At 63.7% G+C, this 16,660-nt stretch carries 15 protein-coding genes; 10 read left to right on the forward strand and 5 right to left on the reverse strand.

What is annotated here, in order from left to right; translation table 11 throughout:
* Position 1: 1 nt before the first annotated feature.
* From C8J33_RS17215 to C8J33_RS17225, 3 genes are all read left to right on the forward strand, one after another.
* Positions 2 to 598 (forward strand): NAD(P)H-dependent oxidoreductase, encoded by a 597-nt coding sequence (locus C8J33_RS17215; RefSeq protein ID WP_110801268.1) that lies wholly within the window; start codon positions 2 to 4, stop codon positions 596 to 598.
* Positions 599 to 635: 37 nt separating this feature from the next.
* Positions 636 to 1,592: a LysR family transcriptional regulator gene (locus tag C8J33_RS17220; RefSeq protein ID WP_165910689.1), complete on the forward strand. Its 957-nt coding sequence runs from the start codon at positions 636 to 638 to the stop codon at positions 1,590 to 1,592.
* A 207-nt stretch (positions 1,593 to 1,799) separates the two neighbouring features.
* Positions 1,800 to 2,957: a GGDEF domain-containing protein gene (locus C8J33_RS17225; protein ID WP_165910688.1), complete on the forward strand. Its 1,158-nt coding sequence runs from the start codon at positions 1,800 to 1,802 to the stop codon at positions 2,955 to 2,957.
* A 9-nt stretch (positions 2,958 to 2,966) separates the two neighbouring features.
* Here the strand turns inward: C8J33_RS17225 and C8J33_RS17230 are convergent, their stop codons facing one another.
* Positions 2,967 to 3,521: a transcriptional regulator gene (locus C8J33_RS17230; RefSeq protein ID WP_132664972.1), complete on the reverse strand. Its 555-nt coding sequence runs from the start codon at positions 3,519 to 3,521 to the stop codon at positions 2,967 to 2,969.
* 233 nt (positions 3,522 to 3,754) lie between these two features.
* Here C8J33_RS17230 and C8J33_RS17235 point away from each other — a divergent pair, with 233 nt between their 5' ends.
* The 5 genes from C8J33_RS17235 (at position 3,755) to C8J33_RS17255 (ending at position 8,962) form a co-directional block, all read left to right on the forward strand.
* On the forward strand, positions 3,755 to 4,582 hold the full coding sequence (locus C8J33_RS17235; RefSeq protein WP_110801264.1) for a phosphogluconate dehydrogenase C-terminal domain-containing protein: 828 nt from the start codon (positions 3,755 to 3,757) through the stop codon (positions 4,580 to 4,582).
* A 102-nt stretch (positions 4,583 to 4,684) separates the two neighbouring features.
* On the forward strand, positions 4,685 to 5,626 hold the full coding sequence (locus C8J33_RS17240) for a D-ribose ABC transporter substrate-binding protein (RefSeq protein WP_110801263.1): 942 nt from the start codon (positions 4,685 to 4,687) through the stop codon (positions 5,624 to 5,626).
* A 71-nt stretch (positions 5,627 to 5,697) separates the two neighbouring features.
* Positions 5,698 to 6,348 (forward strand): DUF2291 family protein, encoded by a 651-nt coding sequence (locus C8J33_RS17245; RefSeq protein WP_110801262.1) that lies wholly within the window; start codon positions 5,698 to 5,700, stop codon positions 6,346 to 6,348.
* A 2-nt stretch (positions 6,349 to 6,350) separates the two neighbouring features.
* Positions 6,351 to 7,901, forward strand: coding sequence for a sugar ABC transporter ATP-binding protein (locus tag C8J33_RS17250; RefSeq protein WP_422038495.1), 1,551 nt, complete (start codon positions 6,351 to 6,353; stop codon positions 7,899 to 7,901).
* Entirely contained in the window at positions 7,898 to 8,962 is a 1,065-nt protein-coding gene (locus tag C8J33_RS17255) for an ABC transporter permease (protein ID WP_110801260.1), read from the forward strand. The genes C8J33_RS17250 and C8J33_RS17255 overlap by 4 nt, the downstream gene beginning before the upstream one ends.
* On the opposite strand, the gene C8J33_RS17260 is transcribed toward C8J33_RS17255, so the two are convergent.
* Positions 8,959 to 9,858: a DMT family transporter gene (locus C8J33_RS17260; protein WP_110801259.1), complete on the reverse strand. Its 900-nt coding sequence runs from the start codon at positions 9,856 to 9,858 to the stop codon at positions 8,959 to 8,961. The two genes, C8J33_RS17255 and C8J33_RS17260, sit on opposite strands and share 4 nt — an antisense overlap.
* A 248-nt stretch (positions 9,859 to 10,106) precedes the next feature.
* Here C8J33_RS17260 and C8J33_RS17265 point away from each other — a divergent pair, with 248 nt between their 5' ends.
* Both C8J33_RS17265 and speB read left to right on the forward strand, forming a co-directional pair.
* On the forward strand, positions 10,107 to 12,629 hold the full coding sequence (locus C8J33_RS17265; RefSeq protein WP_110801258.1) for a methyl-accepting chemotaxis protein: 2,523 nt from the start codon (positions 10,107 to 10,109) through the stop codon (positions 12,627 to 12,629).
* An 88-nt stretch (positions 12,630 to 12,717) separates the two neighbouring features.
* Entirely contained in the window at positions 12,718 to 13,767 is a 1,050-nt protein-coding gene (speB, locus tag C8J33_RS17270; RefSeq protein ID WP_110801257.1) for an agmatinase, read from the forward strand.
* Positions 13,768 to 13,811: 44 nt separating this feature from the next.
* On the opposite strand, the gene C8J33_RS17275 is transcribed toward speB, so the two are convergent.
* The 3 genes from C8J33_RS17275 to C8J33_RS17285 form a co-directional block, all read right to left on the reverse strand.
* The gene (locus tag C8J33_RS17275; protein ID WP_110801256.1) at positions 13,812 to 14,228 is read right to left on the reverse strand and encodes a DoxX family protein; all 417 of its coding nucleotides are present in this window, start codon (positions 14,226 to 14,228) and stop codon (positions 13,812 to 13,814) included.
* A 168-nt stretch (positions 14,229 to 14,396) separates the two neighbouring features.
* Complete coding sequence (locus C8J33_RS17280) at positions 14,397 to 15,719, reverse strand: extracellular solute-binding protein (RefSeq protein ID WP_422038540.1); 1,323 nt, start codon at positions 15,717 to 15,719, stop codon at positions 14,397 to 14,399.
* A gap of 67 nt (positions 15,720 to 15,786) precedes the next feature.
* Positions 15,787 to 16,656 (reverse strand): carbohydrate ABC transporter permease, encoded by an 870-nt coding sequence (locus C8J33_RS17285; protein WP_245420122.1) that lies wholly within the window; start codon positions 16,654 to 16,656, stop codon positions 15,787 to 15,789.
* Positions 16,657 to 16,660 lie beyond the last annotated feature (4 nt).

Consider the following 16,660-nt stretch of genomic DNA (forward strand, 5'->3'; position numbering starts at 1 on the left):
CATGGCGCGCGTCCTTCTCATCCACGCCCATCCGGTCGAAACCAGCTACAGCGCGCAATTGCGGGATGTCGCCCGGCAGGCGCTGGAGGCGCGGGGGCACGAGGTCGATCTGCTCTCGCTCTATGATGACGGCTTCGACGCGGTTCTCTCACGCGAGGAGCGGCTGAACTACCATGACGAAGCCGTCAACATCACCACTGACATCGCGCCCTATGTGGCGCGCATCCGGGCGGCGGATGCCGTGGTGCTCGTGCACCCGGTGTGGAATTTCGGCCTGCCGGCGATCCTGAAAGGCTTCTTCGACCGCGTGTTCGTTCCCGGCGTGGCGTTCACCATGTCGGCCGGCGACAAGGGCAAGCTCGTCCGCATCCTCCACAACGTCAAATCGGTCGCCGTCATCACCACCTATGGCGGCCCGCGCTTTCGCGCCATGCTCGTCGGCGATCCGCCGCGCAAAATTGCCCGCCGCGTGTTGTGGGCGATCTTCCGCCCGAAAAGGCCGGTGCGCTATCTCGCGCTCTATAATATGAACGGCAACGGTCCGGCCGAACTTGAAGCTTTCAAGGCGAAGGTGGCAAAGGCGATGGCATCGTTCTAGATTTTTCGAGGCAGGACGTGCCGGAGGAGGAGACAGCTTGGCAGGCGGCATCAAAACGGCGACCGACGCGCTGGAGGTCGGCGAGCGCACCCGCGGCGAACTCGACATCCGTCAGCTTCGCGTGCTGAAGACCCTGCTGTCGGAAAGCAGCGTTTCGCGCACGGCGGCGATCCATGGTTTGAGCCAGCCGGCCGTCAGCCTGACCTTGCGCCGGTTTCGGGCCATGACCGGCGATCCGCTTCTGGTGCGCAGTGGCACCGGCCTTGCGCCAACGCCGCGGGCGCAGGACCTCGTCACGCTGGTCGATCGGATCCTCGACGACATCGACCATCTTGCCGGACGCGAGGCGGATTTCGATCCGGCGACGTCGCAGAGGCGGGTGCGGATCGTCGCGGCGACGAGTTTCGGCCCCTTCCTCGTTCCCCGGCTTATCCGGCATCTGCGGCAGGTCGCGCCGCATATGATGCTGGAAATGCTGCCCATGCCGAGCATGGCGGCGCTTCAGCAACTGCTGGAGGCCGGCGAGGTCGATCTGGTGCTCGCCCATCGCCAGCCCGCCTCGCGCAACCTGCGCGGAGAGACCATCACCGAGTGCCGGACCGTCTGCATGCTCGACCGACGTCATCCGCTCGCCGGTGCGTCCGCGATATCCATGGACGATTACCTCGATCTCGAGCACCTGTCGCCGAACCCACCGCACGGCGCGTCCGTCAGCCCCATCGACGGACACCTTGCCGAACTTGGCCTGCAGCGTCGCATCCGCGCCAGCCTCTCGGAATATGCGCTGGTACCCATGGTGCTCGCCGGCAGCGATCTCGTCTTCACGACGTCAAAGCCGTTCGCGGATCATTTTGCCGCGCTGTCGGATATCGCCGTGGTGGATGCGCCCGAGGAATTCGGCGCCATGCCCGTCTTCCTGTTCTGGCACGAGCGGGCGCATCACTCGACCTTCAACGCCTGGCTCCGCCGCCTCGTCCGCGACATGCTCGTTTAGAAGTACGAGGCTCATGTCGCGGAATCTGGGGACAGGGGAATATGTTTACCCCCTGTTAAAGCGCGGAATTTAATGTTCGCCTCGACGCACGGGCGCGCGTCCGTCCGAGGCCCGGGGTGGGTGGGTGGGTGCCCTGCCGCGAGGCGAGCGGGTCACGCGGCGTGCAAGGCAATCCGGCGCCTGAGAAGCATCAGCAACGGGGCTGGCATGGATCATTTTGCATTTCTTCTGCCGGTCATTCTGTGCGCGTTTGGACTGACGTTCCTGTTCGTCGGGCGCCACGAGCCCCGCTCCGCGCCCTGGTGGGGCGTCGGCTACCTCTCTGCCGCTCTCGGCTTCATCATGCCGATCCTGCCGGAGACCATTCCCGGCCTGTTTCGCTCCGTGGTGGCGGATACGCTGTTCCTGCTGGCGCTGAGCTTCTACGGGCAGGGCCTTCTAGCCCAGTTCCGCCGGCACTTGCCTGTCTGGCCAAGGGCCTTGCTCGTCGTTACCGGCATGCTCGCTTCCGTCGTGTCGACATTCATCCTTGAAAACCCGACGCTGGCGCTGGCGGCCAACGATCTCGTGACCTCGCTTTGTTTCGTCGTGCCTGCCTTTGCCGTCATGCGGCATGCGCGGGGTGCGGCGGAGCGTCTGCTGGTCGCCATCGTCTTTCTGCTCGTCGCGGATTCGCTCGTCCGCAACATCGTGATGACCGTGCTCAACCGCAATCCGAGCGACTTCGAGACCTTCCTGCTGTCGCCCTATGCATTCCTGATGCAGACGACGAGCACCGTGATCGGGATTTTGCTGGCGCTTGCGGCGCTCGGCTGCGTGACGCTGGAGGTCATCGATCGCTACAAGGACGTGGCCGAGCGCGATCCGCTGACGGGGCTCCTCAACCGCCGCGGCTTCGACAGGCTGTCCGGCCAGAAGACGATCGCGGGCGCCGTGATCGTCTGCGACATCGACCACTTCAAGCGGGTCAACGACCGGTACGGTCATGCCGCCGGCGATGCGGTCATCGCCGAGCTTGCGCGCATTCTCGCTCTGGAGCAGGCGCAAGGTGCCGTGCTCGCCCGGTTCGGTGGCGAGGAATTCGTGCTCTTCCTGCCCGGCATCGCACTCCATACCGCTCTTCCGGTGGCCCATGCGATGCATGCGCGGATCGGATCGGCCGACTGGTCGCGGATTGGCGTCGGCGCCGTGACCGCAAGCTTCGGCGTTGCGGCGTCGCGCGGCGGTGATCTCGGCATCTATGACGTCATGGCCCGTGCGGATCGCGCGCTTTATGCCGCAAAGACGGCCGGCAGAAATCGCGTCTTTACCGAGGGCGAAAGGCCGGCTGAGCTACGCGCGGCGGCGGCACGTGCGGTCGCCTGATCACGATGCCTAGCCTGAAGCGTTCCCGCGCTCGCTAACGGCCTCTGCGGCCGCCTTCCGGATGGCAAGCCATCGCGTGTGCTCCAGCGTCGCATCCGCCAGCGCCCTGTGCGCGGGTTGGGTCGGCTCGGTGCTCTCGATCATGCCCTTCACGAAATCGGCGATCTCGCGGCGGGTGAACGTGCCATCCATGATCTCCCTCGCATGCTCTAGAAAGACATCGTCGGATTTTCCGAGCCTCAGCGCATGGCGCGGCAGGCCCCCTGCGCGCAGCAGCACGCTCAGCCATTTCCCATCCCAGGAAAGGGCGCTGGCGTAGAGTGCATGCCCCTCCAGCGTTTCCAGCATATCGCGCGCGACGTCCGCGACAGGCGTGCCCTCCAGGTGGAGACGACGGCGGGAGAGGCCGTGAATGCGCTCGGCCTTCATCGACCAGTCCGTCCAATCGGGCGTCGGGCGGATCAGGTGAGCGCGCGACGTTCCGTCCTCGAAGACCCAGGCAACCTCGACCGGATAGCTCTTCTTGCCGAGGGAGGACGCTTCGAAATCGAGAAACACAAGCATGGCATTCGTCCAGAATGATGTGCGGCACGAAACGCGAGACGCTGATCACCGCAACATCCGGTCTCTTCAAGGCATCTGCCGGCCTGTTACGATCTAGCCGGATCGGACCGCCTGCGTAAAGGACAAGGGAATGCACATTCCGTCGAACACCGTTCTTCGACATCATGTGAAATGATCATTGACTCATTATACCAGTTTCCTTTAGATGGTCTGATAAAACGGGATCAAGACACATGACATCGATCGCACTTTTCGGCGCTGGCGGAAAAATGGGCACGCGGCTCGCGCGCAACCTCATCGGCTCGCGCTTCGACATTCGCCCTGTGGAGGTCAGCGACGCCGGACGCGCGCGGCTGCTGGCAGATCTCGGCCTGACCTGTTTGCCCGTGGAGGAGGCGCTCGACGGCGCCGAAGTCGTGGTTCTCGCCGTGCCGGATACGGCCATCGGCAAGGTCGCCTCCGGTATCATCGATAAGCTCGCGCCGGGCACCATGGTCGTCGTGCTCGATGCCGCGGCACCCTTTGCGGGCCATCTGCCGGAGCGCGCCGACATCACCTATTTCGTGACCCATCCCTGCCACCCCCCGATCTTCAACGACGAGACCGAGATGGCCGCGAAGAAGGACCATTTCGGCGGCATCGCCGCCAAGCAGCACATCGTCTCGGCGCTGATGCAGGGGCCGGAAGAGCATTATGCGCTGGGCGAAGAGGTGGCGAAGACCATCTGGGCGCCGGTGATGCGCTCGCACCGCGTGACGGTCGAGCAGATGGCGATCCTTGAGCCCGGCCTGTCGGAAACGGTCTGCGCCTCGCTGCTCGTCGTTATGAGCCAGGCGCTGGACGAATGCGTGAAGCGCGGCGTGCCGGAACAGGCGGCGCGCGACTTCCTGCTCGGCCACATGAACGTGCTGGGCGCCGTCATCTTCAAGGAAGTCGACGGCGTGTTCTCGGATGCCTGCAACAAGGCGATCGAGTTCGGCATTCCCGCGCTGATGCGCGACGACTGGAAGAATGTCTTTGAACCGCAGGAAATCGCCGAGAGCATTCGCCGGATCACCTGATCACGAGATCACGACGGTTCTGCTTCAAGGCGGGCCCGTCCGACGAGGAACACGGACCCGCAGGGAGGCGGGTTTGTTGAACACACACCTGGGAGGAACTATATGAAACTCGCACGCAGACTGACCCTTGCCGCCTTTGCCGGCGTTCTCGCCCTCGGCACGGCCATGCCGTCCTACGCGGCCGATCTCATCGCGATCATCACGCCGAGCCATGACAATCCGTTCTTCAAGGCGGAAGCTGTCGGGGCGGAAGCCAAGGCCAAGGAACTCGGCTACGAAACGCTGGTTCTCGTGCACGACGACGACGCCAACAAGCAGTCGCAGCTGATCGACACGGCCATCGGCCGCGGCGCCAAGGCCATCATTCTCGACAATGCCGGTTCGGAAGCCTCGATCGCCGCCGTGCAGAAAGCGAAGGACGCTAAGATCCCGTCCTTCCTGATCGACCGCGAAATCAACGCGACGGGCGTCGCCGTCTCCCAGATCGTCTCCAACAACTACCAGGGTGCCCAGCTCGGCGCCGAAGAGTTCGTCAAGCTGATGGGCGAGAAGGGCAATTATGTCGAGCTGCTCGGTCGCGAGGCCGACCTGAACGCCGGCATCCGCTCCAAGGGCTACCACGATATCATCGACGAATATCCCGACCTGAAGATGGTGGCACAGCAGTCGGCGAACTGGAGCCAGACGGAAGGCTACTCCAAGATGGAGACCATCCTGCAGGCCAATCCGGACATCAAGGGCGTGATCGCCGGCAACGACACGATGGCGATGGGAGCGATCGCAGCGCTTCAGGCTGCCGGCCGCAAGGACGTTATCGTCGTCGGCTTCGACGGCTCCAACGATGTCCGCGACAGCATCAAGGCGGGCGGTATCAAGGCGACCGTGATGCAGCCGGCCTATGCGCAGGCCCAGATGGCCGTCGAGCAGGCGGACGCCTACATCAAGACAGGCAAGGCGCCGGCGGAAGAAAAGCAGCTGATGGACTGCGTGCTGATCAACGCCGACAATGCCGACAAGCTCGAGACCTTCGCGCTTAAGGATTGATCGCACTCTCCTGAGGCGGGCGGCTCGTTCACACGCGCCGCCCGCGCCTTTTCCCATCCGGAGTTGACGGAATGCCGCGTTTCACCGCCGCTGCCGCGCTTTGCCTCGCCTCGGCCACGCTTATGGTCCTGGCCGGCTGCAAGATCATCAAGACGCCGACGGCCGAAGAAGCCGCGGAGGCCGCAAGCGACGGCTTCAACCCCGAACGGCAGGCGACCGAGCTCTGGACGCCGAAGGTGGTGCCCTATCTCACCTCGAAAGCCGGCCCCTATGCCGAGGTCGCCGCGCTGATCGCGTCCGATCCCGATGCGGCGGCTGCCAAATACGGCCACAAGGAAAAGGAGGGCAACGCTCCCTGGACCTATGCTGCCAATATTTCGGGCACCGTGATCAAGGCCGAGACCACGTCGCGCGCCGGCTATCTCGACACGGATATAGACGGCGACGGCAAGGCTGATGTGCGGGTCCAGATCGGGCCGGTCATCAAGGGCACCGCGATCCGTGACAGCCTCGATTTCGTCAGCTTCAATCAGTTCAAAAACCAGATCCAGTGGGCCGAATTCGGCAAGGCCTTCAACGCTGACCTGAATTCTCAGGTATTGCAGGCTCTGCCGCGCGAGGGGCTGGAGGGGAAGACGATCGAGGCTGTCGGCGCCTATCCGCTGCCTGCGAAGGGGCAGCTGCCCTTGTTGACTCCCGTCAATGTGGCAATCGGCGGCTGATCATGGCAGACGAAGACGACATCATCCTTCAGCTCGAGGACGTAACGAAGGTCTATTCCGGCATCGTTGCGGTCAGAAATGCCAACCTGTCGCTGCGCCGCGGTGCGGTGAACGTGCTCGTCGGCGAGAACGGTGCGGGAAAATCGACGTTGATGCGGATGATCGCCGGCGTCGAGCGTCCGTCCCTCGGGCGTATTCTCCTCGACGGCAAGCCGGTCGAGTTCCACTCGCCGGCCGACGCCCAGAAACACGGCATCGGCATGGTGTTTCAGGAACTCAATCTCTTCGGAAACCTGTCCGTCGCCGAGAACATCTTCGCCACCCGCGAAATCCTCCGCGGTTTCACCGGCATCGATCACAAGGCGCAGGTCGAGAAGGCCAACATCTTCCTCGACCGGCTGGATGCGGGCATCAATGCCGAGACGATGGTGGAGGACCTGCCGATCGGCCAGCAGCAGCTGGTCGAGATCGCCAAGGCGCTTTCGCTCGACACGCGTATTCTCATCCTCGACGAACCGACCTCGGCCCTGTCGGCCGCCGAAGTCGACATTCTGTTCAAGGTGATCGCCGAACTGAAAGCGCAGGGCGTGGCCATCGTCTATATCTCGCACCGGCTGGAAGAGCTGATGCGCATCGGCGACCACATCACCGTGCTGCGGGACGGGCAGATTACCGGCCAGGCGCTGGTCAAGGACATCGACACCCGCTGGATCGTCCGCTCGATGATCGGCTCGGATGCCAAGGATTTTGCAAAGTCCGTCGATCACAAACTGGGTCGCGAAGCGTTTCGTGCCGAGGATATCTCGCTCGCGCGGCGAACCGGAGGCCTTGCGGTCGATCATCTCTCCATTTCGGTGCGGGCCGGCGAGGTGCTCGGCATCTATGGCCTGATGGGCGCTGGGCGCAGTGAATTCTTCGAATGCGTCATGGGGCAGCACCCTCACGCGACCGGCCGCATCTTCATTGATGGCGAGGAGATCGTCGCGCGCGACACCCCGACGCGCATCAAGCGCGGGCTGGCGTTGATCCCGGAGGACCGGCAGCGCGAAGGCTTGGTGCAGGTGCTGTCGATCGCCGCGAACCTGACGCTGGCCAGCCTCGACCGGTTCGTGCGCTTCAAGTTCCACATCGCCGGCGAGCGCGAGCGCTCCGCCGTTGCCACGGCCATCAAGGATCTCGCCATCAAGGCGCCGAACCCGGATTTCGATGTGACGTCCATGTCGGGCGGCAACCAGCAGAAGGTGGTGATCGGCAAGGCGCTGATGACAAAACCGAAGGTTCTGCTGATGGACGAGCCGAGCCGCGGCATCGACGTCGGCGCGAAGGCCGACGTCTTCCGCACCATGCGCCGGCTGGCGGGGGAGGGGCTCGCCATCCTGTTCTCCACCTCCGATCTCGAAGAGGTGATGGCGCTGTCCGACCGGATCGCCGTGATGAGCAATGGCCGCATCACCACCATTCTCGACCGGGCGGAGGCGAGCGAGGAAGCGATCGTGCGGGCGGCATCGATCGGGCACAAATCGACACAGACCAGCGGGGATATCGCGCCATGACGACGGCCACCACGACCACATCGGCAGCCGCGACGGACGGCGGATCGCTTCTGCTGACGCTGATGAAGCTGCGGACGTTCATCGCACTTTTCGCCGTCATCGCCTTCTTCTCGGCCTTCGCGCCGAACTTCCTCTCGACGGCCAACATCATCCTGATGTCGAAGCATGTGGCGCTGAACGCGTTTCTCGCCATGGGCATGACCTTCGTCATCATCACCGGCGGCATCGACCTGTCGGTCGGCTCCATCGTCGGGCTCTGCGGCATGGTGGCCGGCGGGCTGATCCTCAACGGCATCGATCTGCAGATCGGCTACACGATCTATTTCAACATCGTCGAGGTCTGCCTGATCACGCTCGCTGTCGGCATCCTGATCGGCGCGGTCAACGGATTGCTGATCACCCGGCTGAACGTCGCGCCCTTCATCGCCACGCTCGGCACGCTCTATGTCGCCCGCGGCCTCGCGCTGCTGTCGTCGGACGGGCAGACCTTCCCGAATCTCGTCGGCAAGCCGGAACTGGCCACCACGGGCTTCGGCTTCCTGGGCTCGGGCCGTATCATCGGCCTGCCGGTGTCGATCTGGATCCTGATCGTCGTTGCGCTCGCCGCTGCATATTTCGCGCGGAACGTACCGCTCGGCCGCCAGATCTTCGCCGTCGGCGGCAACGAGCGGGCGGCGCGCATGTCGGGCATCCGGGTCAACCGGGTAAAGATGTTCGTTTATATGTTCTCCGGCTTCTGCGCCGCCATCGTCGGCATCGTCATCTCCTCCGAACTCATGGCCGCGCATCCGGCCACCGGCAACTCGTTCGAACTGAACGCCATCGCGGCAGCGGTTCTCGGCGGCACCTCCATGTCCGGCGGGCGGGGCACGATCGGGGGTACCATCATCGGCGCCTTCGTCATCGGCATCCTGTCGGACGGGCTCGTGATGATGGGCGTCTCCTCCTTCTGGCAGATGGTCATCAAGGGCATCGTCATCATCGTCGCCGTGGTGGTCGACCAGGCCCAGCGCCGTCTGCAGCAGCAGGTCGCGCTGATGCAGCTGGCCAAGAAGGGTTAGGCCGGCGAGCCTTTGCGGCGGGGGCCTTGTCCCCGTCGCTCCCAGAAGACGAGCACGATGCTGGACGCAACGATCAGCAGGGCGCCGATGAAGACGTTCACGGCCGGCACCTCTGTCCAGATCAGGTATCCGTAGAGGAAAGCCCACATCAGGCCGGTATATTCGATCGGTGCGATGGCCGAGGCCGGGGCGTAGCGGAAGCCGTCATAGAGCAGGTATTGCCCGATCGTGGAGATGAGGCCGAGCGCCAGCAGCAAGCCCCAGCCCGTCGCATCCGGCGTGGTCCAGACCCAGGGCAGCGACAGGGCGCAGGCAAGGCCGAAGAGGAGGCTCGTCGCATACATCTGCGTCAGCGTGGATTCGCTGCGGCTCACGAGGCGCACGAGAATGGTGCTCCAGGCCCAGCAGAAACCCGCAACGACGCACATGGCCGCCGGCAGCAGGTTCGGCGAGTGGGTGGGGTTTGCGGCCACGACCACGCCGATGAAACCACCGATACAGGCGATCCAGCGTCCTATGCCGATCGTTTCCTTCAATATCAGGATCGACAGGAACATGACCATGATCGGCGCCGAGAAATAGAGCGTCGTTAGTTCCGCAAGGCCCAGCGTGCGGGCCGCATTGTAGAACAGCAGCCAGGCGACCAGCATCAGCGCGGCGCGCAGCACCAGCGTCTTCCGGTAGGGGCTCTGCCAGGCAGAAGGGTGCTTGCGAACGCGGACGAGCACGCCGGTGATGGCGACGATCACGAGGCTGCGGAAGAACAGGATCTGCGGCACCGCGTAATCCGTCACCAGCCATTTGACGATCGCATCCTGCAGGGCAAAGCAGGCATAGCCCGCCGAAGCCAGCGCGATACCCGTCAGCGGGCCCTTGTCCTTGATCTCCAAAACCATGTGGCCCTCCAGCCGCGCACCCCCAGCTCGAACCACGAACGAGGACACGCCATCGACAGCGCCGCAATGGCAGGAACCGGCCTGCGCCGCAATGTCAAATTCTCTCGCACCGGACGGAGCAGTTGCCGATGCCGGGGTCATAAGGACTGTAAGTATTTTATTCTATTTTAATCCGCATTTGACAGAATGCCGCACGCGCTGTGCCGGATCACTCCGGTGCGACCTTAAGCGGGCGGGGGAGCCTTTTCATGATCGATCGTTTGATGTCTCGGATACGGATCCAGACCAAGGTGCTGGTTCTCGTCACGCCGTTCGTGCTCAGCATCACGGCCGTCGGCATCACCGGTCTCTACACATCCGGCCTGCTTCAGGGCCGCATGGAAATCTCCAACAGCGTTCTCCAGTCGCTGAGCGGCTTCAAGGAGGTCTTCTCCGCCATGTCGCGCTTCCTGATGCAGCCGTCGACCGAGACGCATGATGCCGCGCGCAGGGAACTGAGCGACGAGATTGCCAACCTGAAGACGATGGCCGATGGCCTGCGTGCGGAGACGGATGTCACAAGCCTGGACGAGGCACTGGCCCAATCCGCCAGCATCGCTGCGAACATCGAGACGCTCTGGGCGCTGCAGACCGACCGCGAGCGGATCGCCACCGCGGTCGGCGCGAGCACCGAGGAGCTTCTCGCCGTGCAGGCCGCAGCGGGAAAACAGGCCTTCGTCCTCCTCGCCTCTGCCAAGACTCTCGAGAAATCCGCAAAATCCGACCTGAAGACGGCGCTGCAAGTCGGTGCGCTCGGTACCGTCGCGCAGACGCTCGCATCACAGGCGACCGCAGCGGCAAGCGATGCGGACCGGATCAAGGCAATCAAAACGGGCCTGCCTGCCGTGTCCACCGCGCTCGACGCGACGATCAAGGCACTCGGCAAGGTCTCTCTTCCTGCCGTCGATGCGCTGAAGCCTCAGATGGCGGCCGTTAGCGATGCTGCTGTCAAGGCCGGCACCGACCCGTTCGCCGCCGGCAATCTCGTCACCCTACTCGCTTCGCTCGACCGCGCAGCGGCGGCGATCAAGACCGCGTCCGACGACGCCCTGCGCAATGCCGTATCCGCGCTCGCCGCCGCCGAAGGCGAAATCGCCAAGGCCGATCGCGTCGGCAACAAGCTGCGCGCCATCGTCGGCAATGCCAACCAGATCCGCGTCGTCTTCGCCGAACTCGCGGCCGTTCCAGATGAGGGCGGCGTGAAGACGGTGCAGCAGGCGCTGTATGCCTATGGCAAGGAGATGGAGGGCCTCGCGACCGCCGTTCCCGGCGATACGGTTCTGGCCGCGCTGCCGGCAAAGGCAAAGCCGGCGATGGCGTCCCTGGAGGCGAACGCCCTTGCGCTCGTCGCCTTGTCAGAGAAACAGCGTTCGGAGTTCGACGCCGCGGCGGCCCAGATCGACGGGACGTGGACGCTGCTGACGGAATTCGCGGAAAGCCAGAAGCAGAGTGCGGGTACGGAGCGCGAGCAGGCCAACACCATTTCGCTCGGCGCGACGCTCGCCGGCATCCTCATTGCCCTTCTCGCCGGAACCGCGCTTGTCATGACGCTAAAGGGCCCGATCGGGCAGATCACCGCCGCCATGCGTCGCCTTGCCGACGGTGCGCTGGATACGTCGATCACCGGCGAAAACCGTTCCGACGAAATCGGCGACATGGCGCGCGCGCTTTCCGTCTTCAAAGGCAATGCTCTCACCAAGGTCTCGATGGAAGAGCAGGCGGAGGCGACCCGCCGCGAGACGGAGACCCAGCGACTGCGCAACGATGCGGACCGCCAGGAGGCAGCACAGCAGGTTCAGTTCGCCGTGGACACCCTGGCGCAGGGTCTGTCGCGCCTCGCACGGGGTGACATGAGCTTCACTATCGAAACGCCCTTTGCCGCGCATCTCGATCGTCTGCGCAGCGACTTCAACGCCTCGGTCGGTGGCCTGCGCGAGACGCTTTCGGAAATCCGCAATATCTCCAGCGCCATCCACCATAACGGCCAGCAGATGGCCGATGCCGTTGGCGACCTTGCCAAGCGGACGGAACAGCAGGCGGCAGCGCTTGAGGAAACCTCGGCTGCGGTTGACGAAGTTTCCTCCACGGTGCGCACGGCGGCCGGTCGCGCCAACGACGTGCAGGGCATCGTCCAGCGCGCCAAGCGCAATGCCGACAATTCCTCCGGCATCGTACAGAACGCAATCTCGGCCATGCTGCGGATTCGCGAGGCCTCCGACAAGATCGGGCAGATCGTCGGCGCCATCGACGCGATCGCCTTCCAGACCAACCTTCTTGCGCTCAACGCCGGCGTCGAAGCGGCCCGTGCGGGCGAGGCCGGGAAGGGCTTTGCGGTCGTGGCGCAGGAGGTGCGCGACCTCGCGCAGCGTTCGGCGCAGGCGGCCAAGGAGATCGGCGGCCTGATCGCAAAATCGTCGGCGGAGGTTGCAACGGGTTCGCAATATGTCGAGCAGACCGGCAGTGCCCTGATGGAGATCGCACACCAGATCGTGGATATCGCTGGCCATGTCGATCATCTCGCAATCTCCAGCCGCGACCAGTCGACCTCGCTCGAATCCGTCAACGGTTCCGTCAACCAGATCGACCACATGACCCAGCAGAACGCCGCGATGGTGGAAGAGACCAATGCCGCGACCCTGCAGCTTGCCGAGGATATCGACATGCTCGCAGGCCTCGTCGGCCGCTTCCGCCTGCTGGAGGAGGACGATGTTCGGCACGCGCGGGCTGCCTGATCGGTGCTTTAGGCACGCTCTTGCCGATTTCGGTTGAATTGCGGGGAGACCGCGATAGCGTCAGGCTCTGATATCACGGGAGCATCCGATGACGTTGACCGACCAGAGACTGCTGGAACTACGGGAAAAATATGCGAGTGGGCACGGGGGCGAGATCAGCGATCCCGGCTTTCGCCGCGTGGCTGCGCATATCTTCTCCGAGACGGGCACGCGGGCTGCACCCTATTCCGGCATACCAACGCTCCTGTCCGCGCCCCTGGTCGAACTGAGCGATAGCGAAGCGTTCGACGCGCTGCAGGTCGCGCTGCTCGGAATTCCCATGGATCTTGGCGTGACGAACCGCACCGGATCCCGTTTCGGCCCGCGGGCGCTGCGGACGATCGAGCGGATCGGGCCCTACAACCATGTGCTGGAGGTCGCGCCGGTGCACGAGTTGCGCGTGGCGGATATCGGCGACGTTCCCTTTCGCAGCCGGTATCGGCTGGAGATGAGCCACGAGGACATCGAGCAGCATGTGGACAGGATCGTCGCAAAGGGCATCCTGCCGCTGTCGGTCGGCGGCGACCATTCCGTGACGCATCCCATCCTGCGCTCGGTCGGGCAGGAGCGGCCTGTCGGCATGATCCATATCGATGCGCATTGCGACACGGGCGGCGCGTATGATCTCACCAAGTTCCACCATGGCGGCCCGTTCCGCAACGCGGTTCTCGATGGCGCTCTCGATCCGACACGGGTGATCCAGATCGGCATTCGCGGCTCGTCCGAATATCTCTGGGAGTTCTCCTACGATGCCGGAATGACGGTCATCCACGCAGAAGAGGTGACCGGAATGGGCATTCCGGCGATCATCGAGAAGGCGCGCACGATCGTCGGAGACGGGCCGACCTACCTTTCCTTCGACATCGACAGTCTCGATCCGGCCTTTGCGCCCGGCACGGGAACGCCGGAGATCGGCGGTCTGACCACGCGCGAGGCGCTGGAACTGCTCCGCGGGCTGAAGGGTCTCAATTTCGTCGGTGGAGACGTCGTCGAGGTCGCACCGCAATATGACAGCACGACCAACACCGCCCAGGCCGGCGCCCAGATGCTGTTCGAGATCCTGAGCCTGCTCGCCTTCAGCCCGTCGCTGAAGGCGTGATCCGGATCCGCTTCTCGGTTGTCAGCAGCTTGGGCCCGCCGCGTCTATCGTCTGCGAAGCGGCCAGCGCAGGATGCCAGTGGCGTAGAGCGGCAGCGAGACGAGCACCGGCTGAAGCGCCAGACGCGGGACGTGATAGAGCCAGGGCAGAACGCCCGCATCGATCGCCGTCAGGCCGTCGATGGCATGTTTGATGTTGGCGGGGTAGACGCAGACCGCATATAGCGCGAGGCCCAGCGCCGCTGGCCGCTCGACGGCGCGGAACCAGAGACCGATCGCGCCCAGAAGCTCGCAAACCCCCGTCAGCGCGATGACCGTTGTCGGATAGGGCACCCAACCGGGTGTGATCGTCAGAAAAGGCGATGGCCAGGCGAGATGCAGGATGCCGGCGGCCGCGTAGAACAGAGAGAGCCCGATGCGCAGGCCGGTATGCCGTTCGTCGCTGCGCGTTGCTTCAAACATGGTGTGTTCATCGTCCAGTGGATGTCTGCAGCTTTATGCCCGTTTTTTAGAGTACGTAACACCGCGATACGAACGACCCGCCGCTTCAGGGAAAACGGCGGGCCTTGACCTCGAAGGCAGGGAGTAGCGCCCCGAGGTCGAGGGAGATGAGCCGAGATTCAGCCGGCTCTACAGGTTGGCCAGAAGATCGTTGATACGGTTCTCCATGTCGGACAGCGCGGCATCGACCTCTTTCTGGCCGGTCATCGCGGCGTTCATTTCCTGACCGATGATGTCCTGGATCGCGAACTGGCGCTGGACGGTCGACGGCAGGGCCGTGCCGAGCGTGGCAATCGGCGCCACGGTGTCGCGGTACGGCAGGGCCTTGAACGCCGGCGTTTCGAACACGGCCTTCACGGACGGCAGGTGGCCGGTGCGCGACCATTCGAAGTCGTTGTCCTTGAAGAACTTGAGGAACTTGCCGACGGCCGCCGTTTCTTCGGCTGAGCGGTCCTTCTGCGAAATACCCCAGGCGTGGCCGTCGGCGTATTGGCTTTTCTTGCCCGGAAACAGCTGCGGATAGGGATAGACGGCATAGCCGCCTCTGTTCAGCGCGGTCCCCGGCGTTTTCGAGGAGGCGTTGTAGTCGCCGATGACCCAGGTGCCGTTGAGGTGCACGCCACCTTCGCCAGCGAGGAAGGCGTTGATGCTGGCGGCGTAGTCCATGTCCTTCGTGGTGTCGCCCTGGTCGAAGATCGCCTTGTACATCTCCAAGACTTTTTTGGCCTCCGGCGTGTTCAGCTTGACCTTCAGCGGATCGGCGAAGAAGTCGGAATCCTGCTGGAACAGGTAGGTATAGAAATTGCGGGTGTAGAGCGCCGTCTCGTTGGCGAGGTTCTGGACGAAGTAGGGCTTGCCGGTTTTCTCGCGGAACTGCTTGGCCTGTGCCAGAAGTTCGTCGACGCTGGTCGGCAGCTTCGGCGTGCCATCGGCATTCACGAGGTCCGCCTGCTTAAACAGGTCCATGTTGATGTGGTAGAGCATCGTCCAGTTATCGATCGGCAGGCCGTAGATCTTGCCGTCCTTGGTCACGCCGTTGCGGGCCGCATCGGTAAAGTCGTCCGGCTTCACGCCGACGGAGGCGAGAACCTCGTCGAGCGGCATCAGCAGGCCCTTGGATTGGTAGTCCGATAGGGCCGAGTGGTGAATCGAGACGATGTCGGGCGGATCGCCGGCCGCAAACTGGGCGGTCAGCTGGTCGTAGCCCGGCCACTCCACCGTCGTCACCGAGATATGGATATCGGGATTGTCGGCGTTGAACTTGTTGATCATCGAGGTGATGATCCCGCACTCGCCGACAGCCTTGGCCACATCGGTATTGCTGCCAAAATCCGCGTCGCAGGCGCCGAAAAAGCGCTGCAGGCTGAGTTCAGTGGCCGCGAACGACGGCGTCGCCGCCATCACGGCAAGGGCCGAAGCCGCCGCCAGAATAGACGTCCTCCATACATGCATCATGCGTGTCTCCTCCATGTCATGATTGCGTTTCACCGGCCTTGTCTGCGCAGGCCGGGCAGTCTTCTCACCGCACGGCAGCGCCGGATACGGCGGTAACGATGTATTTCTGGAAAAACAGATACAGGATCAGGATCGGCGCGCTGGCAAAGACCGCCTGCGACATGAGGAAGCCGAGCCCCTCGGACTGTGCGAAGTTCGTCTGCGTCGATGCGATACCGACGGTCAGCGTGTACATTTCTTTCTTCGTGCCGGAGATCAGCGGCCAGAAGTAGTCGTTCCAGACGCTGAGGAAGGTGAAGATGCCGAGCGTCGCCTGCGCCGGCACCGTCAGCGGCAGAAGCACCTTCCAGAAGATCTTGAAGCGGCTCGCATTGTCGAGCAGCGCCGCCTCGTCCAGCTCCTTGGGAATGGCGCGAAAATACTGCGTCATCAGGAACACGCCGAACGGTGCCGAAAGCCAGGGCAGGATCAGACCCGGATAGGTGTTGTGCAGCTTCAACCAGGAAAAGAGCTGGTGGCGGGCGATCAGCACGGCCTGCTCGGGAATGGCAAGGCCGATGAGCACGATCACAAAGAGGACGTTGCGGAAGGGGAAATTGAGACGGGCAAAGCCGTAGCCGGCGAGCGAGCAGAGCACCAGCGTGCCGAGGGTCACGCCGCCGGACACGATGAGGCTGTTGAGAATCCACCGGAAGACCGACGAGGTCGTGAGGATGTTGAGATAGTTCTGGAGCGTGTAGGGCGCATGGAACACGGCGTTCATGCTCGCCATCAGCTCCTTGTTGTCCTTCAGCGACAGAGCGACGACCCAGACCAGCGGCGCCATCATGACGACGGCCATCGCGATCGTGAGGGCCAGAATGACGCGGTCGCCCGTGCTGCGTCCGACCATGCCCGAGGGGCCCGCGCCCGTCTGTGCGGATGGTGATGTCATCGTG

The sequence above is a fragment of the Rhizobium sp. PP-CC-3G-465 genome, from assembly GCF_004343445.1.
GTDB lineage: Bacteria > Pseudomonadota > Alphaproteobacteria > Rhizobiales > Rhizobiaceae > Ferranicluibacter > Ferranicluibacter rubi.